Below are 25,395 nucleotides of genomic sequence, written 5' to 3' on the forward strand. Positions count from 1 at the left end.
AAGCGCATCCCTTTGCCCTCTAAAACGCCAGCCACCTGTCAATCTTTTCGTCTACAACCCCCTAGACCGACCTAAACAGCCCCTGTGGTCACTGCCGATCGCCCCCAGCGCTATTGGAGCCAGGTTCAAAGAAACTTAAATTCTCAGCATCTGGTGACACATTGACCACATCCCCAAAATAATCCTTCACAATGGAAAATAACATGCCCAACCGGAGTGATGCCAATGCCTCACCCATCCAACGGTACGAAGCTCGATTGTCCGGTTCATCTGGTGTTGTCGTACATTGGCAGCAAATGGGCCATTCTCATTTTGCAAGAGCTGTTCCAGGGAAGCCGTCGCACTAACGAGTTTTTGTCGGCGCTACCTGGTATTAGCACCAAGACTCTTACCGCCCGACTGCGAGAGCTAGAAAGCTATGGCTTGGTAAAGCGCACGGTTTTTCCAGAGGTGCCCCCGCGAGTTGAGTATTCGCTCACCGCTAAGGGGCGGGAGGTGCAGCCCATTATGGCTGCCCTTAACCAGGTGGGGCAGCACTGGCTGGTACATAGCCCTGGCGATTCATGCAGCGATCCCCCGAGGAATCGCCCGGCGACACGCTACGGCCCTCGAAGCCGTTAGTTAATCGTTGCTCCAGGTTTCGTGGGGGATCAAGTCGCCTATGCGATCGCGCAAACAATAGTCATTTTCCTCTAGCTCAGCCTCAATGAAGGGCCACTCCCGCGCGGCGATATAGCCGCAGAGGGCACAGATGGGCTGGCATCTATCTAGGGTGCCGCCGTCTACTAATTGCTTGGCCTCGTCGCGAATAGCATCGATGGTGTAGTGTCGGCCAAGCGTTGATTTTATCGCTGTCGTTGTCATAGCTGTAGCCCTCCAATAGTGGATGGCAGTGAGAACATTTACTTACCACCCATATACATAGTGCAACCCTAATTTTTGCGATCAAAGCAGTTGATGCGTATCCTTACCTTTGTTTACCAAGCGCAATACTGTAGCCTGGCACACCGTTTTAGGGCCGACCTAGAGTCGCTACACCAGTGGATATCAGAAGTGCTGATTTGTTGGCACTCCAGCCCGACTTATTTATGACCACTTTGCGCAATCTCCGAAACTCCCGCTCGGAAAAGATTTTGCCGTTTTCATGGTTTTGGCAGTGCGTTTTTATACACGAAGCTTAAAACTGAATGCCCGAGGGGTTTCAGAATTGTTCAAAGCTCTAGTAAATTCAGGCTAAACCTGTGTTTTGACCCTGACGTTGCTAATCACAAACCCGCTCTCTGGCAAAGTCGGCATTCGAGACAATTTGACCTGCAAGTCTTGAGGCGGCACATCGTATTCAAGCTCATTGACCAAAAAGCCCAGCACCTGATTCATAACCTGAATTGTCAACCATTCTCCGGCACAGCGATGATTTTTATAGTGGTCGCCGCCGCCTTGAGGGATAAAGTCAAAAGCACTGCCGTCCCAGTGGGTAAATCGCTCGGGCCAAAATTCTTCTGGCTTGTTCCACAGGTCAGAGTCATGGTTGGTGCCGTAGAGATCGAGCAGCACCAAAGTTTCTTGAGGAAAGCGGTAGTCTTGCCAATCAAACGCGTGTCGGGTGCGGGCTGCCGCAAAGGGAAAGAAGGGATAAAACCGCCGCACTTCTTGAGTGAAAAGGGTGGTGTAGTCTGCCTCGTCGGCCTGTAGCTTTTGGCGACATTCGGGGTGCTGGTGTAGGGCCAAAGCCGCAAACACAATGTAGCGACCAATAGCGACGGTAGGGCGCAGCACGTTAAGCAGATCTACAGCCGCTATAGCAGGGCTCAGCGGAGTGCCGTTGGCATCATGGCTGTGGGCAAAGGCTGCCGCTGCCGTATTCTCAGGCACTTGAAGCCGTCCAGCCCGAATATCTTCAATCAGGCCAGCCAGCCAGGCTTCGAGGCGTTTGCGGGCCTGCACCCCCTGCAAGTATCTAAACCCCAGGGCCGAAGCGCTGTCGATCAGAGCCGCCATTTCTAAGGTGCGCTGGGCTACGTCACCTTCAGCCAGCGGCACCCCCGACCATGCACAAACGGCCAGACAGAGAACTTCATTCACTTGATCAAACAGGACAACCTGCTCCTGCCGCTCCCACTGCCAGGCGTACTCGTGACAGTGGTGCACCACCAGGTCGCCCATCTGCTGTAGCCGTTCGGGCGTCATTAGCCCCATGAAGATTTGCTTGCGCTGGCGGTGGGCTTCGCCGTCTAACCCCTGCACGCCGCCTTCACCCAGCAGCGTTTTTTGCATTCGCTGGGGCGCAGCATTTTTACGGGAAAATTTTTCGGTGTCGTAAAATACCTCGGCGGCCTCTTTACCGCGCATACAGATCGCTTTCTCTAGCCGCAGACGGGTCTGAAAAATATCGGTGTGCATGCGATCGCAGCGTTTAGAGATAAACTCATAGCCGTCGAACAGCAGGCCTAAGGTGCTATCGATTACGGGTTCAGCAGGAATATTAGCCATAGTTTTAAATCTCGGTGAGGAGCTGCGATCGGGTTAGCCACTATTCGGGTAATCCAACCGCAGGTACGAACCGCAACTGGGGAAGCCCAGCCACATTAATTTTTCAGATGTTGCCCTGAGGGTAGCCCCGACAGGCTACTTTTTGTGTCTAGGCTCCAACCACAACACCGCCATTGGGGTGCAGCACCTGTCCGGCCATGTAGGACGCATCTTCGGAGGCTAAAAAGACAAAGCTTGGCGCAACTTCCTTGGGCTGCCCCGGTCGCTGCATGGGTACCTGCTTACCAAAGTTCGACACGTTTTCACCACCGAACGCATCGGGAATAAACGGTGTCCAAATCGGGCCAGGAGCCACGCCGTTGACGCGAATGCCCTTCTCCAACATAGGCCCCGCCAGCGAGCGGGTAAAGGCCAAAATGGCCCCTTTTGTAGTGGAGTAGCTGAGCAAGCTGGAATTGCCCTTATAGGCATTGATCGAAGTGGTGTTGATCACGGCGCTGCCCGGCTTCATGTGGGGGGTAGCGGCTTTAGCAAAGTAAAACATTGAGAAAATATTGGTGGCAAACACTTCGCCGAGCCGAGCCGCATCAATTTCTTCCAGGCTGGGCTCCTGGTACTGCACCGCTGCATTGTTAACTAAAATATCGAGCTTGCCAAACTCCTGCACCGTCTTTTGCACGGCTTCGTGGCAAAACTGCTCGTTGCGAATGTCTCCCGGAATCAGCAGGCAGCGGCGTCCCTACTCCTCCACCGCTTGCTGGGTTTCCTGGGCGTCGTCGTGCTCGTCGAGGTAGGCAATGGCTACATCGGCCCCCTCTTTGGCATAGTAAACCGCCACCGAACGACCAATACCGCTGTCGCCGCCGGTAATCAACGCCACTTTGTCCTGAAGTTTGCCGCTGCCTTTGTAGTCGGGGTCGTCGTACTGCGGTCTAGGCACCATTTCCGACTCTAGGGCAGGGGTGCGCTCTTGGTTTTGAGCCGGAATTTGGTCGGGGGTAATCGGCATACGTGATCTCCTTGTGGGGGCTGTAATCAGAAATCAGATCGAGTAGGTACAAAAATTTAGTGACGCTAGCCACAGCTGGCTTCAGCGACTGGCTTAGGACAAATCCCTGTATAGAAAGCTAAAAATCTTAGCTAGAACACGCCAGCATTCCGTATTAAATCTGGGGTCAGATCTGGCCCTACTGTAACGACTGGAAATAGGTCGGGTTATCGTCCCTTAGAATGAATCCTTTTCCCAAGGCCAGATGGTAATTAATCTGCCGACCAAAATATTGACTGTACTAAATCAGACCAATCAGCAGGCTAAAACAATATCTTCTGTGAATTTATGTCTAGAGGTATATGACTAAAGCCATTTTTCTATCGGAAGATATAGAGCCATATGAAGGCAGGTTATATAGCTCGAACGTTAATTCTTCTTAAGAGCAAGCTGCGAACTAAGGCCAAGGTTATGTTTTTGGATGCTGCTGACCTTAGACTGCAATGACGTTACATGTGTTTTACCTACGGCCTAGGGCGTATGGCCTAGCGATTCTCAGTGTGGCGATGGCTCTTTTGCTAATGTGGGCACTCGACCCCATAGCGAATATGGTCATGACCCCGTTTTTGCTGTTTTTTGGGGCGGTGGTAGCAGCGGCTTGGTGGGGTGGAGTTGGCTGCGGGCTATTGACCACGATATTAGCAGCCCTGGTTAGCAACTATTTTTTCATTCTGCCGCAGTACACCTTTAGGTTAGAAGCTGCGGCGATCGTTCGGCTCAGCGTGTTTGTCATTCAGTGTGCCGCTATCAGCATGATCTGCGGCTCGTTGAGAATGGCTCATCAACGGCTGGAGCGCAACTCGCTCAAACTACAGGAGAGTGAAGCTTCGTTACGTCACACCAACCTGTGGATAACGGCCATTTTAGAGAGCATTACCGAGGGGTTTTATGCTCTTGATGTGCAGTGGCGGTTTGTATACATCAACCCCCAGGCCCAGCGATTGTTTAAGCGCCCGCTACAGGAACTGCTCGGCCAACCGATTTGGGATGTGCTGCCCGATCTGGAGGGCACCACCATGGGAAACACGTTTAGGCGGGCAATGGCGGGTCGGCAGCCCGTCATGATGGAAACGCCAGGCGTGGTCTACCCCGATCGCCTGTTTGAGATGCACATGAATCCGTTGGCTAACGGGCTGGCGGTTTATCTGCGTGACTTGACCGATCGCCGCAAGGATGAGCAGCAGCTGCGGCAGCAAATGCAAATGCTGGATCTAGCCAACGACAGCATCATGATTCGGGAACTAGACAGTGCCGTGATTACCTACTGGAACCAGGGGGCCGCGCGTCACTACGGCTGGTCGGCAGAGGAAGCGATCGGGCAATCGACCATTGATCTGCTGAAAACCGTTTTGCCAGAGCCAATGGAAACCATTCGGGCCGCGATTTTGCAGGCGGGACACTGGATAGGGGAACTGATTCAGACTACCCGCAGTGGCCGCACGGTAATTGTGAGCAGCCGCTGGACGCTACAGCAGACCCCGGTGGGCCAACCCCGTGCCATTCTCGAAATTAACTATGACGTTACCGAGCAAAAGCAGACAGAAGCGGCCCTGCGCAAGAGCGAGCTGCACTTTCGCACCCTGGCCAACTCGATGCCGCAAATGTTTTGGACGGCTCGGCCCGATGGTCAGCTAGAGTACTGCAACCAGCGCTGGTACAACTACACAGGTTTAACCGCTGCCCAGAGTTTTGACCAGGGCTGGCTATCGGTGCTGCACCGCGACGATCGAAAGCGTTGCCAGGCGGCCTGGGCTGAGGCGCTGCAAACAGGGCAACCGCTGGCGCTGGAGGCCAGACCGCTGCGAGCGGTAGATGGTCAGTATCGCTGGCACCTGGTGCGGGCGTTTCCGCTGCAGGGCGAAGGGGGGGAGGTGCTGCGGTGGTTTGGCTCCTCGACCGATATTCACGATCAAAAGCTAACGCTGGTAGAACGCGATCGCGCCCTAGCCCAGGAGCGCGTAGCACGTACCGAGGCCGAGGCCGCTAATCGGATCAAAGACGAGTTTTTGGCCATGCTCTCCCACGAGTTGCGCACGCCTTTGAACCCAATTTTGGGCTGGATATCGCTGCTGCGATCGCGCTCTTTAGACGCCACTACTCAAACCCGCGCCTTCGAGACCATCGAGCGCAACGCCAAAATTCAAGCCGATCTAATCGAAGACCTGCTGGATGTATCGCGAATCTTACGGGGCAAGCTGATACTAGACATCCACACCGTGAACTTGGCCAGCGTGATCAACGCCGCTCTGGAGACGGTGCAGCTGTCGGCCCAGGCCAAAACCATTACCCTCCACACGGATCTCGACCCAGCGGTGGGGCCAGTGTCGGGAGACCGCAACCGGCTCCAGCAAATCGTGTGGAACTTGCTCTCTAACGCCATTAAGTTCACCCCTGAGGGGGGTGAGGTCACCGTCAGGCTCTGCCAGGATGGCAACCACGCCGTCATTGAAGTGCAGGATACGGGCCAGGGCATTAGCGCCGATTTTCTGCCCCACGTGTTTGAGCAGTTTCGTCAAGCCGACAGCAGCAGCACCCGTGCCTACGGCGGTCTGGGCTTGGGTCTGGCGATCGTGCGCTACTTGAGCGAGCAGCACGGCGGTCAGGTAGCAGTCATTAGCCCTGGCGAGGGGTTAGGAGCTACCTTTACGGTGCGGCTGCCCCAGCATGAAGGTGTGCCAGTGCCCTCAACTCCTACCAAACGCGACGGCAGCGTGAGCCTAGCCGGGCGGAAGGTTTTAGTCATTGATGATGACTTCGATTCGCTGCTGCTGCTGACGGCCTTGCTGGAAGAAGACGCCATAGAGGTGCTGACGGCGGACTCGGCTGAGGCAGGCCTGCACCTGGTCACCCAGCACCATCCCGACCTGCTGATTAGCGACATTGGCATGCCCGACCAGGACGGCTTTATGCTGATTCGCGCTCTGCGGCAGCGGCCTGCGGCAGAGGGGGGTAACATTCCGGCGATCGCCCTCACGGCCTACGCGGGCGACCAAAACCGCGATCGCGCCTTAGCGGCAGGCTTTCAGCGGCACCTGACCAAGCCCATAGACCTGCAGGAGCTGCGCCTCACCCTAGTCGATCTGCTCTATGGCGGCGATTGCTAGGCCCGCGTCAGCGTCTATTGCCCTAACGACCTGATGGCCCACCCTCTAAGTCAACCACTCAATAAGGACAACCTATGAACATTCTGATGGTGCTCACCTCCCACGACCAGCTGGGCGATACCGATCAAAAAACCGGCTTTTGGCTAGAAGAATTTGCGGCCCCCTACTACGTATTTAAAGACGCCGGGGCCACGATTACCCTGGCTTCTCCCGAGGGAGGCCAGCCGCCCCTCGACCCCAAAAGCGACGCTCCCGATGCCCAAACCGAAGCCACCAAGCGCTTTAGAGGCGACCTTGATGCCCAGGCGGCTTTGGCCAATACCGCGCGGCTGGTGACCATTGCCGCTGATGACTACGATGCAGTGTTTTACCCCGGTGGCCACGGCCCCCTGTGGGATCTAGCCGACAATCCCCACTCGATCGCGCTGATTGAATCCGTCTACGGGGCGGGCAAACCTGTGGTTGCCGTCTGCCATGCCCCTGGGGTACTGCGCCATACCAAAGCGCCCGATGGGTCGCCCCTAGTGCAAAACAAACCTGTAACCGGCTTTACCAATACCGAAGAAGCCGCTGTTGGCCTCACCGACGTGGTGCCCTTTTTGGTCGAAGACATGCTGAAGCAAAACGGCGGCCAGTACTCCAAAGCCGACGACTGGCAGCCCTATGTGGTGCGCGATCGCAACCTGATTACCGGGCAAAACCCGGCCTCTTCAGAGGCCGCCGCCCACGCCCTGCTAGAACAGCTCAGCGCTACGGGGCAGCGGGTATAGGGGTTACGATCGCCCCCGAGTCAGCTCGATGATGGCCTGCACCAGCTTTTCTGGGTCGAGGGGTTTGGCTAGGTGTCGCTGGTAGCCACTGGCCAGCGCCTGCTGCTGGTCTTCGTAGCGGACGTAGGCGGTGAGTGCGATCGCGGGTAGGTCTCCCCCCTGCTCAGGAGGCAGCGTGCGAATTTGCTGAATTAGGCTGTAGCCATCAATTTCGGGCATGCCAATGTCGCTGATTAACACGTCGGGTCGCCAGGTTTTGAGCTTGGTCAGCGCTTCGCTGGCCGAGCCTGCGGTGACGACATCAGCGCCGTACTGGCTCAGCAACACCGTCAAAAACTCGCGGGTATCGGCCGAGTCGTCCACCGAAAACACGCGAATGCCGACCAGATCGAGGGCGGGCTGAGGCAGAACCACCGCCGCGTTGTCTGTCACTTCGAGGGCCAGCTGGGGTAGGCACACGCTAAAGGTAGCCCCCAGCCCCTCACCAGAGCTACTGGCCGTAATGGTGCCGTTATGAACCTCAACCAGCTGACGCACGATCGCCAGCCCCAACCCCAGTCCGCCATGCTTGCGGGTAATCGAAATATCTTCCTGGCGAAACGACTCAAACAGATACGGTAAAAAGTCGGGGCTAATGCCAATACCGGTGTCTTGCACGCTAATTTCGGCCTGACCGTGCAGCGATCGCAGCGTAACCGTAATCTGACCGCTATTGGGGGTAAACTTAACGGCGTTTGACAGCAGGTTGCCCACAATTTGCTGTAGACGGGCAGCATCTCCAGCCACGCGTACCGTGCGGTCAAGCTCTAGCTGCAAGACAATAGACTTCTCTGCCGCCGCTGCCTTCACCGTTTCTAAAGCCGACTCAACCACCCCAGCCAAATTGATCGAAATAGGGGTGAAATGGAGCTTGCCACGCAAAATTTTAGCTAAATCGAGCAGGTCATCCACCAGCTGAGCCTGTAGCTGAGCGTTGCGCTCAATGGTAGCCAAAGCGCGTTTGGTTTTATCGCTGTCAAAGCTGCGGGTTTGCAGCAGCCTTGACCAGCCCAAGATAGGGTTGAGGGGCGACCTCAGCTCGTGGGAGAGCACGGCCAAAAACTGATCCTTTAGTCGGTTGGCCTGCTCGGCCTCTTCGCGGGCCACGCGCTCGCGCTGTAGCAGTTGTTCGCGCGCTTGCTCGCTCTGCTTGAGCGCCGTAATTTCGGTAAAACCACCGATTGCTCCCCGCACCTGCCCCGTAGCGTCATAGAGCGGCACCGCCTTGCCATAGATCGAGCGCACCGTGCCGTCAGGGTAAACAAACTCAATCTGGTCGGTTACGTCCTGTCCGGTACGAATGGCCTTTTGCATGGGCAGGTCTTGGGGCAGCATTTCTTGCCCCTGCTTGTACTGTTTAAATGGCAGCAACCCCATGCCTTCTGGAGGAGTAGCGGTCGCCAATGTCCCCGGCTCAGTTTGCATCAGCTCATAGGCCATTCGGTTGGCCGTCATTTGATGACAGTTGGCGTCGTGGGCAATCCAGATGGCAGCGGGGACAGTTTCCATTAGAGCGGCCAGTTCTTCTGCCTGGGTACGCGCGATCGCTTCGCTTTCTATCAGCGCCTGCTCAAAGCGCTTTTGCTCGGTAATGTTAATGGCAATACCCGTCATGCGAACAGGCGTTCCCGCCGCGCCGTAAAACGTTTGGCCTCGCATCATAATCCAGCGCTGCTCGCCGTTGGGATGCTCAATGCGAAAATTAATCTTGAGATCTTTTCGCTGCTCGATTACGGCCTGAATTTCTTGCTCAACCCGAAGCCTATCGATCGGTAAAATAAAGGCCAGCCAATTCTCGTAGGATGGCGACATGCAGTAGTCTGCACCGTGGAGGTGATAGTACTCCTCCGACAAGGTTATTTTGTTGGTCTCCATGTCCCAATCCCACAGACCTGCTCCAGCAGCGCGCTGGGCCATGCGCAGCTGTTCCTCACTTTTGCGCAGGGTAGCTTCGGCCTGTTTGTGCTCGGCTTCCAGCTGGGCTCGCTCGGTAATGTCTACGGCAGCACAGGTAATACCAACGATGCGATTAGAGCGATCGCGAATGGGGTCAATGGTGAGATCGTAGGTGTTTGGCTCGATCTGTACCTCAGCCCGCAGGCCTACTCCGGTATTTAGCACCTGCTGCTTAAGCTGCCTTAGGTGAGCAGCAGCATCGACAGACACCAGGTCGTCATCGCGCTGCCCTAGCATTTGCTCTTTTGAGTAGTTATGAGTAGGATTGTGCACCCATGTGTAGCACAGATCGAGGTCTTGGTTAAACAGCGTAATCGGGGCACTTTTGAGGGCAACATTCAAGCGATTTGTAGCCTGCTCAAGGGCCTTTTCTGCCTGTCTTAGCCCAGTAATGTCAGTATTAGTACCCACCCACCGCAGCACCTGCCCCTGCTCGTCTCGCACCGGGGTAGCACGGGAGAGAAACCAGCGATACTGGCCGTCTTGCCCCCTCAGGGGAAAGGTATCCTCCCAGACTTCACCCATGGCAAAGCAGTGGCTGACTTTCTCAACCACTCGATTGACGTGGTCAGGATGGTGTACCTGCTGCCAGCCCCAGCCCCGCATTTGCTCCAGGGTGGTGCCGGTAAAGTCAAACCAGCGCTGGTTGTACCAAAAAATTGAGCCGTCAGCGTCTGCCATCCAGGCCAGCTGCGAAATGTTGTCGGCCAGGTGGCGAAAGCGCTCCTCACTTTCGCGCAGCGCCACACTACCCTGGGCAGCAGCCCCATTACTGGCCCCGACATCCTTAGCCCCGAAAGCCCCAAGATCCTTGGCACTGGGCGTACCGATGGCGAGCACTCCGCCGATTTGGCCAGCCTCAGTCCAAATAGCGCTACAGACCCAGCTGTGGTTGGCGGTCAAAGGGTTAGCAGTTTGAGCAGTACCTTGGGCAGTATCTTGGGCGGCGGCTAAGGATTGCGATCGCCCGGTAGCCAATACCTGCTCGATGCTTGTCCCGATCGCAGCCCAGCCTTCAGCCTCAGCCAGGGGTTGGCCCATCAACCCAGCAACGGGCAGCAGCGCAGCGCAGGCCTCGTTATAAAACACCCTGCGATCATCGCCCCACACGCACCCCATAGGCGTACCTGCGCTGAGCACAATGCCCAGCGCAGTTTTTAGCGCAGCAGGCCAGTTAGCCGCCTCACCTAGGGAAGTGTGGGACCAGTCGCGCGATCGCATCAGCGTCACCACTGGACTCTGGTCCATAAATACAGCTTGGGTTACTCCTTGAGGAGTCATACCATCCTTCAAATCTTGATAAAATGCAGCGGGCGCTCCATAGCTATGACTGATAATCTGCCTTTTTATAGAAAGCGAGATCTATCCTAGGATAGAAAAATATATTTACTTTTATTACGGCAAAATAGCCCAATCCGCTGTTACTTACTCACTGGCTTTTTAGATCCTTAAGCCCGATTTATCTATTTAGGCAGAAGCTACAGCATTTTTAACCAGATAGTCTAGCTATGCACAGGTGTCAGCTCGTCATTAGCCGACATTAACCCAAGAAGCACTCAACTATGTTTGTTAAAAACGCTCAAGACCAAACTTTAATTAAGGTAGTTAATGTTGATGAGTTGTTCGACCCACTGCACGATCAGGTGCAGGGGCGAGAGCAGGCTGGTCAAGAAGAACAGCCTCCCCAGGCCTTCCCCAAATCGCAGCTACAGTTTCCCTCTGGAGAGGCCCTACCCAAGTGTTGGGTTGATCCAAATTATCAATTGAATTAAGCTGCATTGCCAGAGTCATCCCTTTTTCTCTCGATGTAGTGCATCCATTCACCTAGGCAGGCATTTTGACTGGCAGTATTTGATTTTAATGCAGTCTTTCAATGGTCTCTGCCTACGCTTATGCTTTTTGATGCGGCCGCCAGTAAATATATCTTCTGATAGAGACCTTGCGGCAAGTAGAATTATAAGCTCACGTCTATCGACTTTTAGAGGAACTTTCATGAAAGTATCGCGCTTGATGGTGTTGCCCCTTCTCCTTGGCCTCTCTGCCCTAACCGTTGCCTGCGACACCGCTGAAGAGCCCGGCATAAACGAACCTCTTGAGGGTGAGCAGCTAGAAACCGAGCCTGTACCCGGAGCCCCGGTTGAAGGTGAGGAAGTGGAAGAACCCGAATAAGTTGAAGGATTAGAATTAAAGCTGCTGGTACTAAGTAAGCTCAATACTTCCCACACTCGCCTAGCAAGCGGGTGTGGGAAGTGCTATAGAAGTGCTATGGGATATTGATCCCAAGGCTTCTCCAAAAGAGCCTGTTAAACTACAAAAGGGCTAACTCATTTTTGCGAATAGCTACACTCAGGAGCTTAAGTAAACCAAATCCAAGTCCAACAGTGCAGTTTTGTCGGTGGGAGAACTCCAGATCCCGAGCTGGACTTGGTATACAAGCTATTTTTCGAGGCTTAATATGCAATCGCGGCAACGGCAAAATTCTGATGACTGGACCAAAGGGTCGAAGGGCATACTTAGCTTTTTCGTCCTTTTTCTGGCGGTAGGCTTTTTGCTATATCAGCTCTTCTCTAGCATCGTCCTCTCCTTCAACTATTCCTTTGGGGTTGGGGCTCGGGGCGTTGCCGCTGCACTTTTTCCATTCATCGTTTTGATCTACCTGGGGTTTATCGCCAGACTGCAGGTACCTACAAGAGAAAGCCGAGCGCCTATCATCAATAGCTTCATCGTCTTCCTCTTCTGGACAATGCTCGTCATCGGCATCGATATTGCCAAAGAGACGGCTTATTTTCCGGTTGAGGAACTGCTCTATTCGTCTACCCTATCGGCGATGCTGTGGCGCTACAAGTATCGAGGCTACTTCAAGGCGCTGCTAGCCTGCTGCTACGGCGTCATAGCCGGAGGGTTGGCGTCATTGATTATTTTCTAACGTTGCTGCTCGGCTCACAGAGGCGTCTCCCCCTGGCTCTCGGTCACAAGGGCCAGGGGGAATTTTGATCAATGCCCGCTGCTGGGGCCGTATTGAGCCGCCCAGTTACTAACTTAGCTGCTAAATTGCGGCAACATTTGGGCCTTTTCTCTACCCCTGAGACCGTCGGGTATTGATTCAGACATCTTGCGATCGCCACTTGTCCCTATGATGAACCTTATCCGTTAGGGACACCAGGGCATGGACTACAAACAAGAGCTCATTACCACCATCCACGATCTGAGCTACCAGACCGATCGCTTAGAGCAACGCCTAACCGAGCTTAGCCAAACCCATCCCACAGCAGTGCTGATTCCGTCCCTTTACGAAGAGCTAAGCCGCCCGGCCTTGGCCACTATTCGCGACCATCTTACCCACTGCTCCTTCGTCAACAACGTTATTGTCTGCCTCTACGCCGATACCTTCGAGCAGTACCAGCATGCGGTGCAATTCTTTGAGCCGCTGCCACAGCCGACCTTTGTGCTTTGGGAAAATGGTCCCTGTATTACCGGCATTCTGCAAACGCTCAAAGATAAGGGCCTAGACCTGCTGCGGTTTAAAGGCAAGGGCCGAGCCGTGTGGCTGGGCCTGGGGGTAGCTTCACTACATGCCGCTGCGATCGCCCTCCATGACGCCGACATTGTCACCTACGATCGCTCGTATCCGCTCAAGCTGCTCTACCCCTTACTGGAGCAAGAGTTTGGCATCGCCTTCAGCAAAGCCTACTACGCCCGCATTGGCGATAGCCCCCGCAGCCTGCACGGGCGCGTCACCCGACTGTTTGTAACACCGCTGATCACGTCGCTGATGGAGCTGTTTGGCTACAGCGACTACCTGCGCTACCTCGACGCCTACCGCTACCCTCTCTCCGGCGAGTTTGCCCTCTCCAGCGACCTGGCTCTCAATACCCGCATTCCGGGCAACTGGGGTCTAGAAGTGGGGCTATTGGCCGAGGTCTACCGCAATGTGGCCCTCAAGCGCATCGCTCAAATCGACTTGGGCATTTTTGAGCATAAACATCAGACTCTGGGTAGCTCAACCGACTCGGGCCTGCAAAAAATGTGCCGCGACATTCTGCAATCGGTGTTTAGAACCCTGACTGAAACCGAGCAGGTGGTGATTGGCCAAGACCACATTCGTGCTCTACGGATTAAGTACCGCCGCGAGGCTCAAAACCTGGCCCGCCAGTACTTTGTTGATGCCCGCTTCAACGGCCTAGAGTACGATCGCCACAAAGAAGAAATGACCATCGAAACCTTTGAGCAGGTCATTTTAGAAGCTGGTAATCAATACCTAGACGACCCCACCGGTACCCAAATTCCCGACTGGACCCGCGCTCTGGCGGTCATCCCCGATTTGCGTGAGCAGCTACTCGACGCTATTCTCTCCGATATGGCTGAAGCGCGATCGGCCCAGGCTGCATCCATAGATGTCACCGCGATGGCTACAGCCACCGTTTGACCATCAACCAGATCAACTAGGCTGGTTTTTTCTGACGAGTGGATTTGGTAGCAGAGCTAGAGCTAATGCTGGTTGGCAGCGTGTTGCGGCTGCGGAGGGTAACATTCACCCCTTCGCCCGATTGTTCAATTACCAACAGGGGGGTGGGCTTGGCTTTTTGATCCCAGTGCATGTTGGCAATGCGGCCCTGAATAGTGGGCTGCCAGTGGATTTCTTCGGCCTCGGGGCTCATGAAGTTTTCGATGCAGTCAACCAGCTGACCAATGGTCGAGGAGGTTGCCTGAGTCGGCAGCTTAGCCAGCCGAATTTGAATGCGAAACAGCACTCGTTTTTTAGCCAGAGGATTGTCGTGGGGGGCGTACTCGACATCAAAGATTTCATCTACGACTCGGGGCTTACTGGCGATGCCAATCATGCCTTCCTCAGCCTGGCGGGGGCGCAGGGCAACGCTAATTTTTTGCTTCACCTTCACCTTGAGCTGGTTTACAATCGTTGCGTGGAAATGATCTTCATCCATACGCATGCGCAGGTAGTCGAGGTTAAACTCCCGCGAGTGAATTAGGTCTGGGTTTTGCTCCATCTTGCTGATGGTTTTAAGCGCCAGTTTGACCTTTTTTTGCAGCTCTTTATTTTTATAGGTTTCAAACTTAAGCTGCTTCACCAAGCGGCGAGTTTGCAGGTGAGAATACACCCCCAGCCCTAGCAGTACCAGCAGCAGTCCGCCAGACGACAGCATCCAGGGGTTGTCAACCGGTAGCCGACTGGCGGTAGGCGCTTGAGCAAGGGTTGAGGGCACCAGAACTGTAGAGGTTTTCATAGCCGGTGAAAAGAAGGATGGAAGTTGCATTTATAGTTCCCTCAAAAAAGAGACAGCATCCGGACTAATCCAAAATTCAGTAATAACTCGGTCATATCTTTAAGAAATAGGCTGTCTTAGCAGTCAAATTATGAAGCGGAGGTTAGGCTCAATGAGCCGTACTTTAAAGGGCCATAGCGGCAGGCCCTCAATTTAGATCCAGTTCTGGTCTGGCAGCACCTCAATCAGGTGTACGGTTAGGACAGGGGGCCGCGATCTCAACGGAAGCAGGTTTAAAGAGTCGCCCTCCAGGTCTTTCAGCTATCCCCTGTTGTTGTATCCCAGAGAGTTCAAGGCTACCGCAACTGCCACACTCTGCTCCGTAAAATTCGCCACCGTGAGCCGCCATGAGATTAATGCAGAGACCAACCTCTTAGCCACCGGGTCAGCTTCGGGTTACTTTAGATGCGTATACCCAAGCGATAGATCATGCCTTTCGGAAAAGATCTGGTGATCGCTAGCCCACAGTCCGTACTTTTTGGGGTTTAGTCGCCGAGTCACCGAGGGGCTGCTTATTTTTGGTTGGCTGACTTGAATCGGCCCAGGGTAAAGTCGCGGTTGTGCTGGTGCTTGGTTTTGCGCCCCGTCACCCGCTTGCGCCACAGGCGAAAGCTAGAGGGCCGCAGGAAGCGGCGCATGACCGCAATCACCTGCTTTTCTGTTAAGCCGAACTGGGTCTCAATCGCCTCAAAGGGGGTGCGGTCTTCCCACGCCATCTCAATGACGCGATCGGTGGTTTGCGGGTCAAGCTTGGGTAGCACCATAAGCCTTCAAAATCAGTGGACAAGGGGTTCTGTACCGTTTAACCTAACGAACTCATCTATCCTGGTGCAACCCCTCACCTGTTCTTAAGCAATCCGATCGTTTCTAGACCTGCTAAAGGTTTTATGAAAAGATCGGTGCCATATTGCTAGGGGTAACAGGCGTGAAAAAAATCGATGCTGTGTTCGAAGGCGGTGGGGTAAAGGGCATTGGCTTGGTTGGTGCTTTTTCGGTGATCGAAGAGGCTGGCTACACCCTTCAAAATATTGCAGGCACGTCTGCTGGGGCGATCGTCGCTGCTTTAATTGCTGCAGGTTATAACGCTGCCGAAGTTAAAAAAATCGTTGAAGACTTAAATTTCAACCAGATCATGGACGAAGGCTGGGAAGACAAGATTCCTCTCGTTGGTAGATTCATCAGCCTCATTCACGAGAAGGGTATCTACGAAGGTGTCTTCTTTGAAAATCTAATTCGGAAACTGCTAGCCGATAAAAATATCTACACCTTCAAAGATCTCATTATTGAAGACAACAAAGACAATCCTCGCTACCGCTATAAACTACAGGTGATCGCCAGCGATTTGACTGCGGGACGTATGATGGTGCTGCCCCGCGATATTGCTCGCTTTGGCATCGATCCAGACGATATGGACGTGGCTCAAGCCGTGCGCATGAGCATGAGCATTCCCTTCTTCTTTGAACCCGTTCAGCTTAAGGACTCCGACGGCAAAGACCACTATATTGTCGATGGCGGTCTACTCAGCAATTATCCTGTTTGGCTATTTGATGACGGCACCGCAGACCCCGCCTGGCCGACCTTTGGCTACAACTTAGTAGACCCTGACCAAAACGAGCCCCACCCGATCAATGGTCCCATTTCCATGTTCAAGGCGCTGTTCTCGACCATGATGGAAGCCCATGACGCCCGGTACATTGAGGCGCAGCATTTTGTGCGCACCATTCCCATTCCCACGGGAGGGGTTCACACCACTGAGTTTGACATTTCCGCCGAGAAGAAAGCGGCTCTGTATGAATCTGGTCGCGAGGCGGCCCGTCAGTTTCTCGCCACTTGGGACTTTGAAGAGTACAAGCAACAGTTTCGCGCTAGCCAAGTGCCTTCGCGCACCCAAAGACTATGGACGGAGGCTGAAGAGGCTTAAGAGAGAGAGCGATCGCGGTGGTGGAAGTGCCTACGCAACCTGCTAAAAAGTGGGGCGATCGCGATTCGGCTGGGTAGCGCCTTGCCCCATTCAGCCATTGAGCCGATCGCCAACCGGCCACCTTGTTCAAGCTTTCCTAGCCGCAGCCACCTAGCTGACAGAGATGACTACAGCGAGCTAGAGTCAAGACTAGCCGCCTCTTCGGGCGACTGGGGCAGGTGTAGCCCACACTCCTGCTTCAGCCCCTTAAACCGGGTGTCACGCTCGTTGTCGTCGGCGGCTGTAATGGGGCGGCTAGAGTGCCAATCGCCTACAGTAACGTAGCCTTTGTCAAACAGCGGATGGTACGGTAGATCGTGGGCCACCAAGTAATCGTACACATCCTTAGATGTCCACTTGAGAATGGGCAGCAGCTTATAGCGCCCTCCCTGATACCCGATTCGCCCCAGCGATTTGCGGTGGTCAGTCTGATCAGAGCGCAGCCCTGTTAACCAGGCAGTAGCGCCTAGCTCAGCTAGAGCCCGATGCATCGGCTCTACCTTGCGAATCTGGTCGTAGCGGTTGAATGACTCCACATCGTGCTGCTCCCACAGTCGCCCATGGAGCGCCTCCATACGGGCCGGGCTGAGGTGCGATTGATAAACCTTAAGATTGAGATCGAGGCGGAGCGATAACTCGTCGGCAAAGCGGTAGGTTTCAACCGGCAGATAACCCGTATCGACCCAAATCACCGGAATGTTGGGCACGACCTGGGTGACCAGGTGCAGCATGACCGCTGACTGGATACCAAAGCTGGTGCTTAAAACCAGCCCGTCGCCAAAGGTTTTGTGGCCCCACTGCACCAGGCTACTGGCGTCAGCATCTCCCCACTCCTGGTTCACGGCGTTCAGGTCTAGAACGGGGGCGGCCTGCCTTATGCTTGGCAGGAGCGCGGCATCTGACATGGGTTTACTCCTTCCGTTCAACAAAGTCGTAGCTCCAGTGCCACAATTCTGTGGTGGTTCTGTAGTGGTAAGCGGGTGGTTATGACGTTCAACCCAGCCAACCGTTAGCAGAATTAGTCGAGTCTTCAGAATACAAGGTTTGAGGCTACACCATCGCCTTGCTCTTCAGCTCGCTGCCCTTTAAACCTTAGCCACCCCTCGACATTAGCCCATCTATAAAATGATAAACGAGGGGGAACAGACAATTTTGTGACCTTAAGCCAATTTTTTACGGATAACCGACTTCGGAGGATCCGTTTTGTGGATTAGCTTCGGTACCTTCAGCCATATTCTGCGGAATCAACTGTTACCACTCTATGTATGTGTCTGGAATATACAGGCGTTTTCAAGATGATCGATCGCGCCTTAAAGAGCCAGAGTGCCCATTCTAACCTGGGTTCTAAAGCGGAGTTTGGGCAAGTTACTGGCTATAGTCAGGCCCACCGTTGTGGCTAGACCTGGGAGCGTTTTACCCGTACAATCCAGCCTTATTTCGCGATCCACCTCAATAACGCAATTTCCTATGGCAGTTACTCCCTCCTACCCCCGCGATCTGGTCGGCTATGGCCGTACCCCGCCGCATCCCCAGTGGCCTGGTAACGCCAAAATTGCGGTGCAGTTTGTGATCAACTACGAAGAAGGCGGCGAAAACTGCATTCTCCACGGTGATGCGGCCTCAGAGGCGTTTTTGTCGGAGAGCGTAGGGGCCGCGCCGCTGACTGGGGTGCGCAATATGAATATGGAGTCGATGTATGAATACGGCAGCCGGGCGGGGTTTTGGCGGCTGCATCGGTTATTTACTGGTCGGGGGCTGCCCCTGACAGTTTATGCCGTCGCTATGGCTATGGCCCGCAACCCCGAAGCCGTCGCTGCCATGACTGAAGCCAACTGGGAAATTGCCAGCCACGGCTACCGCTGGATTGACTATCAGTACGTTGGCCTTGAGGCTGAGCGCGAGCACATTCGCCAGGCAGTGGATATTCACACTCAGGTGTCGGGCAGCCGCCCCCTAGGCTTTTACCAGGGCCGCAACAGCCCCAACACCCGCGCTCTGGTGGTCGAAGAAGGCGGCTTTCTCTACGATGCCGATAGCTATGCCGACGACCTGCCCTACTGGAGCACCGAGTACGGTAGACCGCACCTGGTGATTCCCTACACCCTCGACAATAACGATATGCGGTTTGCCACCTACGGCGGGTTTAATTCGGGGGATCAGTTTTTTGCCTATCTGCGCGACGCTTTTGACACCCTCTACGCCGAGGGCGATGAGTGCCCCAAAATGATGAGCATTGGCCTGCACTGCCGCTTGGCGGGGCGACCGGGACGGACGGCGGCGCTGGCGAGGTTTTTGGATTATGTGCAGGGGCGCGATCGCGTCTGGATCTGCCGCCGTATCGATATCGCCCGTCACTGGCATGAACATCACAAACCAGCCTAACCTAGAGGGGTTGGCAGGGCCTGGACCACATTGCTTGCATGGGTGTGGTCAGCCAACGATTGGGCTAGCAAGTTGACGCCAAATAACGGCAGCTTAGCCTGCACCTACTCATTTAGGATCTTGGGCACCCTAAAGAAGCCGTCCTCGCGATCGGGAGCGCAGTCGAGAATAGCGGCTCGTTCTGCGAAGGGCTGGAGGCGATCGGTACGGGTAACGTTGCTCAGCTCGATCGCGCGAGTGGTGGGTTCCACATCATCGGTGTTGAGCTCTTTAAGCTGCTCTACGTAGTCAAGAATGCCGCTGAGCTGCTCGGTAAACTGCTCTTCCTCGGCGGCAGACAGCTCTAGACGAGCCAGCAGAGCCACTTTGCGAACCTGTTCGAGATCGATCATGGGAATGCAGTTTAGAAGAAAGGGCTAAGGCTTGCAAGCCGTAGGTTGAGGGGAATGCAGTGGAACCCAACACATCGGGTTGGATAAGCCAGAGCAAAGCCCTACCTACGTAGCTGCAAGTGGGTGGTGGGCGGTGCCCACCCTACGACCGGATTGCAAGAGCCTAAAAGAAGATATCGTTCTTCATGCGCCCTGTGTTCTTCATCCAGTTTTGAGCTTCGATGTAGTTATTGGGGGCAATGGTAATCGCCTCTAGCCAGTAGCGAGCCGCTTCGTCAAACAAGTTTTCAGCGGTATCGGTGTCACCAGCGGCCTCTGCTTGTTCACCCTTGTAGTGGTAAATGACCGCAATGTTGTTGAGCGCCTGGCACAGACGAGGATTGAGATCGAGCGCCTCTTGATATTTTGCTAGGGCAATCTCGTGCTCGCCGTTGCTGGCGTGGATGAGGCCCATGTTGTAGAGAATGAAGCTCTTGTCGTAGGGCTCTTCTTCTAGCAGCAGGGCCTCACGGTAGTTTTCCATCGCTTCGGCGTACTCTCCATCGGCCTGGGCCGACATGCCGTCGCGGTAGTAGGCAAAGGCTTCCTTCTCGCTCTTCTTGGCAGGCATCATCTTGAGGATCATGTCGGCCATGACGGTGAAGGATTTGTCGATGAAGTTGTCGTTGCGTTGGGTTCTTGGCATGGGGAGGGCGCGCAAATGAGGGACTTAACGCTTACCTAAACCCGGTAACGGCGGTGTCGCCGCCGCAAATCTCCAGGCGTTAGGCCAGACAAATATATAAATAACACTAGCAAACCCTGGCGGTTTAATGGCAACTGGTGCGGAGAGGCCAGCCAGGCGGCGGCATTTTTGTGTAGAACTGAGGTAGCCCTAGTTCAGCGTCAGGAATGAGTTCACCTGTAGGTGTAGTTTATTTCTGATCAGGGGCTTTGTGTTTGATGGTGACTTTACTCCGTTGGAATGGATTTATCTCTACTACTGGCGATCGCACTGCTTGGTGCGCTTATTTTTTGGCTCAACCGCCGCCAGGGCCGCCGCCGCCCAGGCGGCTACCGCATTAATACTCCCGAACCCGCTACGGCCCCAACTCGCCCTGTGCGCGGCCATACCCAGCGAGAGCTGCTACGCCTGGTGGGGGGCAACCGGGCCGTGGCCGATCGCTTAGTTGAGCAGGTGCAGTTGCGTAACCCCAACCACAGCGAGCAGTGGTGCTGGGAGAAAGCAATTTACGATATTCAGCGCGATCGCCACAGTTCCTGATCAGTTTCTGTGGTTGTTTGCGTAGCTAATCCGGGTACCGGCCCAGTTGAGCTTGCTGCGCAGGGTGCCGTAGTAAGAATGGTTTTGCCGCAGAATAATGAAGTGGGCCATGGCCTCGGCGCTGCGCACGTCGACCCGCTGCCCCGGCCAAATAGCGGTACCCAGTATCCCATCGGTCCACAGCTTGGTAGTGAGGTCAGGGTCGGCCAGGGGCCACACGCTCACTACCGAGCCCGGCGGCAGCACAATCGGGCGACTCGACAGGCTCAGGGGACAAATCGGCGTCACCACAATGGCATCCATACCGGGGTGAATAATCGGGCCGCCTGCCGCTACGGTATAGCCCGTAGAGCCAGTGGGGGTGCTGATCAGCAGACCGTCGCCCTGGTACTGGTCCACAACTTCGCCGTCGATCTCCATTTCGAGCATGGAGGTGATCATGCGATCGGGGGAAGCGGGCTTGATCGACATCTCATTGAGGGCCAAATAGACCTCACTGACTGGGTCTAAATTAGTGCGGTGCCCCTCGTATATCCGAGCCTGGAGCATCATCCGTCGCTGTACGGCAAAGCGATCGCTCAGCAGACGCTCCCACACCGCTTCGGTATCGTCCATCTCCTCAGAGCTTTCGGTCAAAAACCCCAGGTGGCCGCCAATATTGACTGCCAAAATGGGAATATTTTCTGCGGCTAGATTACGTGCTGCGGTTAGGGCAGTACCATCGCCACCAAACACGATAGCCAGGCTAATGGGTCGACTAACCGAGGCTAGAAAGACCGGGTAAGGGTTATCTTTAGGGCCGCTAGGGCCACGGAGCACCTTGCTGCCCAAGGCTTCCAGTTCACGGGCACACTTCTCGGCCCACGTCTGGCTCAGCCGATTACCGGCTTTATGGACAATAATGACTTGCTCAAGTTGCACAACAAGAGGCCGTGGGTTGATGGGGCAAGGGGAATGGGGTTAATAAGCAGCAGGTTAGGGCTGCGGTCAATTCACCTATGGTGTCCTAGAGCATAGCAACACCGCCGCTTCCTAAACACAATTGTAGAGGGAGTGATAATCAAGAACTGGCTTCCAAAAAGCCAACGCCACCCCCTCTACAATTCAGAAAAACCCAGATTTTTTGCGTTTTAGAAGTCTAGGCTTACCACTTCAGCAGATTGAACTGTTCCATATCCACTGTGTCGCGGTTGCGGTAAATAGACAACACAATGGCCAAGCCAACTGCCGCTTCCGCCGCTGCAATGCTAATTACAAATACCGCAAACACCTGGCCGTTGATACCCACCGGATCAAGGTAGTTAGAGAACGCCATCAAGTTCAGGTTGACCGCATTGAGCATCAGCTCGATGGACATCAGTACCCGAATCACATTGCGGCTATTCACCAGGCCGTATATACCAATGCAGAAGAGAGCGGCGGCGGTCAGCAGAAAATACTCAAGTTGCATAGCCAAAAAGAACCTGTTCTAAACTAACTAGCGACAATTGAAACGCCAACACTCTTTAATATCTAAGCAAGTCTAAGACTGCCTGTCAGACTAGCTTTCTATCTCTGGGGTCGATACCGATGACACCAGCTCGCGGGGGCGTTCCGGCAGCTGCAACGCCTCCGAAGCGAGATCTCCAGGAGCCACATCAGGGATAAATTCTCGCCGAGCCAGTACGATCGCTCCAATCAGCGCAATTAGCAGCAGCACCGAAGCCAGCTCAAAGGGCAGCAAATAATCGGTAAAGAAGTGAATCCCAATAGCTACGGTGGCCATATCCCCAGTGGGTACCTCGCCAGAGATGGCCCAGGGCGTATTTAAGGTGGAGGCGGCCAGCAGAGCAAACAGGCCCACACAGACCCCGGCCGTAGCGGCCTTGCCCAGCCAGGCCCGCTTCATTGGCACAAAGGCCTGTTCCTTATTCACCAGCATGATCCCAAACAGGATCAGAACGCTGACCGCACCTACGTAAACCAGCACCTGAGCGGCGGCCACAAACCCAGCATTGAGCAAAATATAGAGGCCCGACATGCTGGTGAATACGCCCCCCAGCAAAAACGCCGAGTAGACAATGTTATCTAACAGCACAACTCCCAGGGCACCCCCCAGCGTCATCGCGACCAGTATGCCAAAGGCAACGAGTTGTACCCCTTCCGCTAGCGTCACAGTTCTAAACTCCTGGCGATAAATTGAGCAGTCGTAACAGTCATACTTTAGGCGAATGTATCATGGAACCCCGAAGGGCGCATTAGCCTTCGGTTTTAGCGTCAGCCTCAGTTTTGGCTGCGGCCTCGGCCTGGGCAGCCTCTAAAATCTCCTGAGGCATTTGGCCTGCCCGACGTGCGTCAGCTGGCAGGTTGTGAGGATCCATAACTCCCTTGGGCAGATAGGCCAGCTCGCGCAGCGGCGTAACCATAGGATCTTGGGTGACCTTATAAGGTAAGCGACCTAGGGCTACGCTATCGTAGTTCAGCTCGTGGCGATCGTAGGCCGCTAGCTCGTACTCCTCGGTCATGGAGAGGCAGTTGGTGGGGCAATACTCCACGCAGTTGCCGCAAAAGATGCAGACCCCAAAGTCAATGCTGTAGTGCTTCAGGTCTTTCTTCTTGGTGGCCTTATCAAACTCCCAGTCGACGACAGGTAGGTTGATAGGACACACCCGCACACAGACTTCGCAGGCGATGCACTTGTCAAACTCAAAGTGAATGCGTCCCCGGAATCGCTCGGATGGAATTAGCTTTTCGTAGGGGTACTGCACTGTCACCGGACGCCGACTCATGTGATCGAAGGTTACAGACAGCCCCTGGCCAATATATTTAGCCGCCTGTAAGCTTTCTTTGGCATAGTCGCTGACTTGTTTCAGAAAACCCAGCATAGGGGAGCCTCCAGAGTTTTACAGAGTAGTTGGTGAGATGTCACAGGAACAGCGCTAGGGCCTCAACCGAGAGAACTACCTACCTATAGGGTAAGGCAGTAGCCCTAGGCTAGCCACCGAAGGCCATGGGGAAGGTGAGCTTGAGGGCGGCAGTCAGGAGCAGGTTAACCAGAGACACCGGCAGCAAAAACTTCCAACCAAAGTCAAGCAGCTGGTCAATGCGAATGCGGGGCATGGTCCACCGAATCAGGACCGCAATAAAGACCAGAGCGTAGGCCTTGAACAGCGTCATCATGATGCCAATCGAGGCGGTAATTACTTGAAGCCAGGGCGTTGTTTCGCTAACTCCTAGCAGGCCAGCCAGCCAGCTTACCGAAATGGGAAACTCCCAACCACCCAGATACAGAATGGAAACAATCAGCGCCGACAGCACCAGGTTGACGTAAGAACCCACGTAAAACAGGCCAAATTTCATGCCTGTATATTCGGTCTGGTAGCCTGCCACCAGCTCTTCCTCTGCCTCGGGCAGGTCAAAGGGTAGGCGCTCGCACTCAGCCAACGCGGCAATCCAAAAGATCAAAAAACCGGCGGGCTGTCGCCAAATATTCCAGCCCAAAATGCCATAGCCCGACTGCTGATTGACGATGTCAATGGTGCTCAGGCTATTGGACATGAGCACTACCGCCAGCACCGCCAGCGCCATAGGAATTTCGTAGCTGATGGACTGCGCCGCCGCCCGCAGGCCCCCCAGAAGCGAGTATTTGTTGTTGGAGGAATAACCTGACATCAGCAGGCCGATGGGGGCAATGCTGGAGAGGGCAATCCATAAAAAGATGCCGACGCCGATGTCGGTAATTACCAGATTTTGGCCAAAGGGCACAATCAAGTACGAGAGAAATACCGGAATTACCACGATCGCAGGCCCCAGCGTAAACAGCAGCGGGTCGGCCTTAGCGGGGGTGATATCTTCTTTAAAGATAAGTTTGATGCCGTCAGCGGCGGCTTGAAGCGACCCTAACGGCCCGGCAAATTCGGGACCAATGCGCTGCTGGGCGGCGGCAGAAATCTTCCGCTCAAGCCACACCGTCACAAAAATGCTCACGGTGGCCCCAACCAAAATAACCACCATTGGCAGGGGCAGCCACAGGGCTTTAGCGGCCCCAGCAGGTATGCCCAGGTCAACTAAAGCGTTGACGAAGCTACCCTGTAGGTCAATTCCTTGGTTCATGGGCCAGTCCTTAGCAACGGTACGATTGACTCTAGCGAGGAAAAAACAGTTTTTTAGATTCTACCGTCATCTCCCCCGATCTACCGGAGCTGTAGCGCACGATTCATAGGAATTTGCCATAGGAATTCTTAGGTAATGCTATGTTTCCTATCCACTTCACCCACCCCACCTACTCCATCCTCGCCCTGATCATCCTGATAAAAAACCAACTACCCAACACCCAATGCTGACCTTTCTCATTGCTCTGCTGCCGATCGCAACGGTGTTTCTGCTACTGGTAGTGGCGCGGCGTCCGGCTAGTCAGGCGATGCCTGGGGCGCTGGTGGTGACAACGCTGGTGGCGGGGCTGATATGGGGGGTACCACTCAACTACATCGCGGCTTCGCTGGTGCAGGGGCTGGCGATCGCCGCAGAGATTCTTTTCATCGTGTTTGGGGCTATTTTGCTGCTCAACGTGCTGCAAGCCTCGGGGGCAATTAGCGTCATTCGCCAGAGCCTGCTTACCCTGTCGCCCGATCGCCGCGTGCAGATGATTATTATTGCCTGGCTGTTTGGCAGCTTTATTGAGGGGGCATCGGGCTTTGGCACGCCAGCGGTGGTCTGTGTGCCCCTGCTG

24 protein-coding genes and 1 pseudogene are annotated in these 25,395 nt (G+C 54.7%); 11 read left to right on the plus strand and 14 right to left on the minus strand.

Translation table 11 applies throughout. The features are described from left to right. The first annotated feature begins 225 nt into the window (after positions 1 to 225). Positions 226 to 621 (plus strand): helix-turn-helix domain-containing protein, encoded by a 396-nt coding sequence (locus IQ273_RS05895; protein ID WP_194022244.1) that lies wholly within the window; start codon positions 226 to 228, stop codon positions 619 to 621. On the opposite strand, the gene IQ273_RS05900 is transcribed toward IQ273_RS05895, so the two are convergent. From IQ273_RS05900 to IQ273_RS05910, 3 genes and pseudogenes are all read right to left on the minus strand, one after another. Further along, on the minus strand, positions 622 to 864 hold the full coding sequence (locus IQ273_RS05900; protein ID WP_194022245.1) for a DUF4327 family protein: 243 nt from the start codon (positions 862 to 864) through the stop codon (positions 622 to 624). It lies immediately after the preceding gene. 369 nt (positions 865 to 1,233) lie between these two features. After that, positions 1,234 to 2,490: a cytochrome P450 gene (locus IQ273_RS05905; protein WP_194022246.1), complete on the minus strand. Its 1,257-nt coding sequence runs from the start codon at positions 2,488 to 2,490 to the stop codon at positions 1,234 to 1,236. A 148-nt stretch (positions 2,491 to 2,638) separates the two neighbouring features. Further along, a pseudogene (locus tag IQ273_RS05910) lies at positions 2,639 to 3,499 on the minus strand (SDR family oxidoreductase). A 482-nt stretch (positions 3,500 to 3,981) separates the two neighbouring features. Between IQ273_RS05910 and IQ273_RS05915 the strand changes: the two are divergent. Continuing rightward, positions 3,982 to 6,642, plus strand: coding sequence for a PAS domain-containing protein (locus IQ273_RS05915; protein WP_194022247.1), 2,661 nt, complete (start codon positions 3,982 to 3,984; stop codon positions 6,640 to 6,642). A 74-nt stretch (positions 6,643 to 6,716) separates the two neighbouring features. Further along, on the plus strand, positions 6,717 to 7,412 hold the full coding sequence (locus IQ273_RS05920) for a type 1 glutamine amidotransferase domain-containing protein (protein ID WP_194022248.1): 696 nt from the start codon (positions 6,717 to 6,719) through the stop codon (positions 7,410 to 7,412). Between the two features lie 3 nt (positions 7,413 to 7,415). Here the strand turns inward: IQ273_RS05920 and IQ273_RS05925 are convergent, their stop codons facing one another. Beyond that, positions 7,416 to 10,655, minus strand: a complete 3,240-nt coding sequence (locus IQ273_RS05925) for a PAS domain S-box protein (RefSeq protein ID WP_194022249.1) — start codon at positions 10,653 to 10,655, stop codon at positions 7,416 to 7,418. Positions 10,656 to 10,969: 314 nt separating this feature from the next. Here IQ273_RS05925 and IQ273_RS05930 point away from each other — a divergent pair, with 314 nt between their 5' ends. The 4 genes from IQ273_RS05930 (at position 10,970) to IQ273_RS05945 (ending at position 13,833) form a co-directional block, all read left to right on the plus strand. After that, positions 10,970 to 11,179 (plus strand): acetyltransferase, encoded by a 210-nt coding sequence (locus tag IQ273_RS05930; RefSeq protein ID WP_194022250.1) that lies wholly within the window; start codon positions 10,970 to 10,972, stop codon positions 11,177 to 11,179. A gap of 220 nt (positions 11,180 to 11,399) precedes the next feature. Further along, on the plus strand, positions 11,400 to 11,576 hold the full coding sequence (locus tag IQ273_RS05935) for a hypothetical protein (RefSeq protein WP_194022251.1): 177 nt from the start codon (positions 11,400 to 11,402) through the stop codon (positions 11,574 to 11,576). 226 nt (positions 11,577 to 11,802) lie between these two features. Beyond that, positions 11,803 to 12,333 carry a hypothetical protein gene (locus IQ273_RS05940; RefSeq protein ID WP_194022252.1) on the plus strand — a complete coding sequence of 177 codons (531 nt, stop codon included), beginning with the start codon at positions 11,803 to 11,805 and terminating at the stop codon, positions 12,331 to 12,333. Positions 12,334 to 12,573: 240 nt separating this feature from the next. Beyond that, entirely contained in the window at positions 12,574 to 13,833 is a 1,260-nt protein-coding gene (locus IQ273_RS05945) for a glucosyl-3-phosphoglycerate synthase (RefSeq protein WP_194022253.1), read from the plus strand. Between the two features lie 16 nt (positions 13,834 to 13,849). On the opposite strand, the gene IQ273_RS05950 is transcribed toward IQ273_RS05945, so the two are convergent. Together IQ273_RS05950 and IQ273_RS05955 are read right to left on the minus strand one after the other, a co-directional pair. After that, the gene (locus tag IQ273_RS05950) at positions 13,850 to 14,650 is read right to left on the minus strand and encodes a hypothetical protein (protein ID WP_194022254.1); all 801 of its coding nucleotides are present in this window, start codon (positions 14,648 to 14,650) and stop codon (positions 13,850 to 13,852) included. Positions 14,651 to 15,201: 551 nt separating this feature from the next. Beyond that, positions 15,202 to 15,453 (minus strand): TIGR03643 family protein, encoded by a 252-nt coding sequence (locus IQ273_RS05955; protein WP_194022255.1) that lies wholly within the window; start codon positions 15,451 to 15,453, stop codon positions 15,202 to 15,204. Between the two features lie 161 nt (positions 15,454 to 15,614). Between IQ273_RS05955 and IQ273_RS05960 the strand changes: the two genes are divergently transcribed. Continuing rightward, the gene (locus IQ273_RS05960) at positions 15,615 to 16,610 is read left to right on the plus strand and encodes a patatin-like phospholipase family protein (RefSeq protein ID WP_194022256.1); all 996 of its coding nucleotides are present in this window, start codon (positions 15,615 to 15,617) and stop codon (positions 16,608 to 16,610) included. Between the two features lie 167 nt (positions 16,611 to 16,777). Here the strand turns inward: IQ273_RS05960 and IQ273_RS05965 are convergent, their stop codons facing one another. Beyond that, positions 16,778 to 17,554: a phosphoadenylyl-sulfate reductase gene (locus IQ273_RS05965; protein ID WP_194022257.1), complete on the minus strand. Its 777-nt coding sequence runs from the start codon at positions 17,552 to 17,554 to the stop codon at positions 16,778 to 16,780. Between the two features lie 562 nt (positions 17,555 to 18,116). Between IQ273_RS05965 and puuE the strand changes: the two genes are divergently transcribed. Continuing rightward, positions 18,117 to 19,031, plus strand: a complete 915-nt coding sequence (gene puuE / locus IQ273_RS05970; protein ID WP_194022258.1) for an allantoinase PuuE — start codon at positions 18,117 to 18,119, stop codon at positions 19,029 to 19,031. A gap of 104 nt (positions 19,032 to 19,135) precedes the next feature. Here puuE and gatC read toward each other — a convergent pair whose 3' ends face one another. Together gatC and IQ273_RS05980 are read right to left on the minus strand one after the other, a co-directional pair. Then, a complete protein-coding gene (gene gatC / locus IQ273_RS05975; protein ID WP_194022259.1) occupies positions 19,136 to 19,423 on the minus strand; it encodes an Asp-tRNA(Asn)/Glu-tRNA(Gln) amidotransferase subunit GatC in 288 nt (95 codons plus the stop codon). Positions 19,424 to 19,586: 163 nt separating this feature from the next. Further along, the gene (locus tag IQ273_RS05980; protein WP_194022260.1) at positions 19,587 to 20,108 is read right to left on the minus strand and encodes a photosystem I assembly protein Ycf3; all 522 of its coding nucleotides are present in this window, start codon (positions 20,106 to 20,108) and stop codon (positions 19,587 to 19,589) included. Positions 20,109 to 20,387: 279 nt separating this feature from the next. Here IQ273_RS05980 and IQ273_RS05985 point away from each other — a divergent pair, with 279 nt between their 5' ends. Beyond that, positions 20,388 to 20,687: a hypothetical protein gene (locus IQ273_RS05985; RefSeq protein ID WP_194022261.1), complete on the plus strand. Its 300-nt coding sequence runs from the start codon at positions 20,388 to 20,390 to the stop codon at positions 20,685 to 20,687. On the opposite strand, the gene IQ273_RS05990 is transcribed toward IQ273_RS05985, so the two are convergent. From IQ273_RS05990 to nuoH, 5 genes are all read right to left on the minus strand, one after another. Next, positions 20,688 to 21,608, minus strand: a complete 921-nt coding sequence (locus IQ273_RS05990) for an NAD(+) kinase (protein ID WP_194022262.1) — start codon at positions 21,606 to 21,608, stop codon at positions 20,688 to 20,690. It abuts the gene before it with no gap. Positions 21,609 to 21,831: 223 nt separating this feature from the next. Next, positions 21,832 to 22,137: an NADH-quinone oxidoreductase subunit NuoK gene (nuoK, locus tag IQ273_RS05995; protein WP_017298364.1), complete on the minus strand. Its 306-nt coding sequence runs from the start codon at positions 22,135 to 22,137 to the stop codon at positions 21,832 to 21,834. Positions 22,138 to 22,227: 90 nt separating this feature from the next. Continuing rightward, a complete protein-coding gene (locus IQ273_RS06000; RefSeq protein ID WP_194022263.1) occupies positions 22,228 to 22,842 on the minus strand; it encodes an NADH-quinone oxidoreductase subunit J in 615 nt (204 codons plus the stop codon). A gap of 82 nt (positions 22,843 to 22,924) precedes the next feature. Next, on the minus strand, positions 22,925 to 23,551 hold the full coding sequence (ndhI, locus tag IQ273_RS06005; protein WP_397197161.1) for an NAD(P)H-quinone oxidoreductase subunit I: 627 nt from the start codon (positions 23,549 to 23,551) through the stop codon (positions 22,925 to 22,927). 109 nt (positions 23,552 to 23,660) lie between these two features. Continuing rightward, positions 23,661 to 24,779, minus strand: a complete 1,119-nt coding sequence (nuoH, locus tag IQ273_RS06010) for an NADH-quinone oxidoreductase subunit NuoH (RefSeq protein WP_194022264.1) — start codon at positions 24,777 to 24,779, stop codon at positions 23,661 to 23,663. Between the two features lie 223 nt (positions 24,780 to 25,002). Here nuoH and IQ273_RS06015 point away from each other — a divergent pair. Then, on the plus strand, positions 25,003 to 25,395 hold a 393-nt coding region (locus tag IQ273_RS06015), incomplete at its 3' end, for an L-lactate permease (protein WP_194022265.1).

The organism is Nodosilinea sp. LEGE 07298 (assembly GCF_015207265.1).
Classification (GTDB): Bacteria; Cyanobacteriota; Cyanobacteriia; order Phormidesmidales; family Phormidesmidaceae; genus Nodosilinea.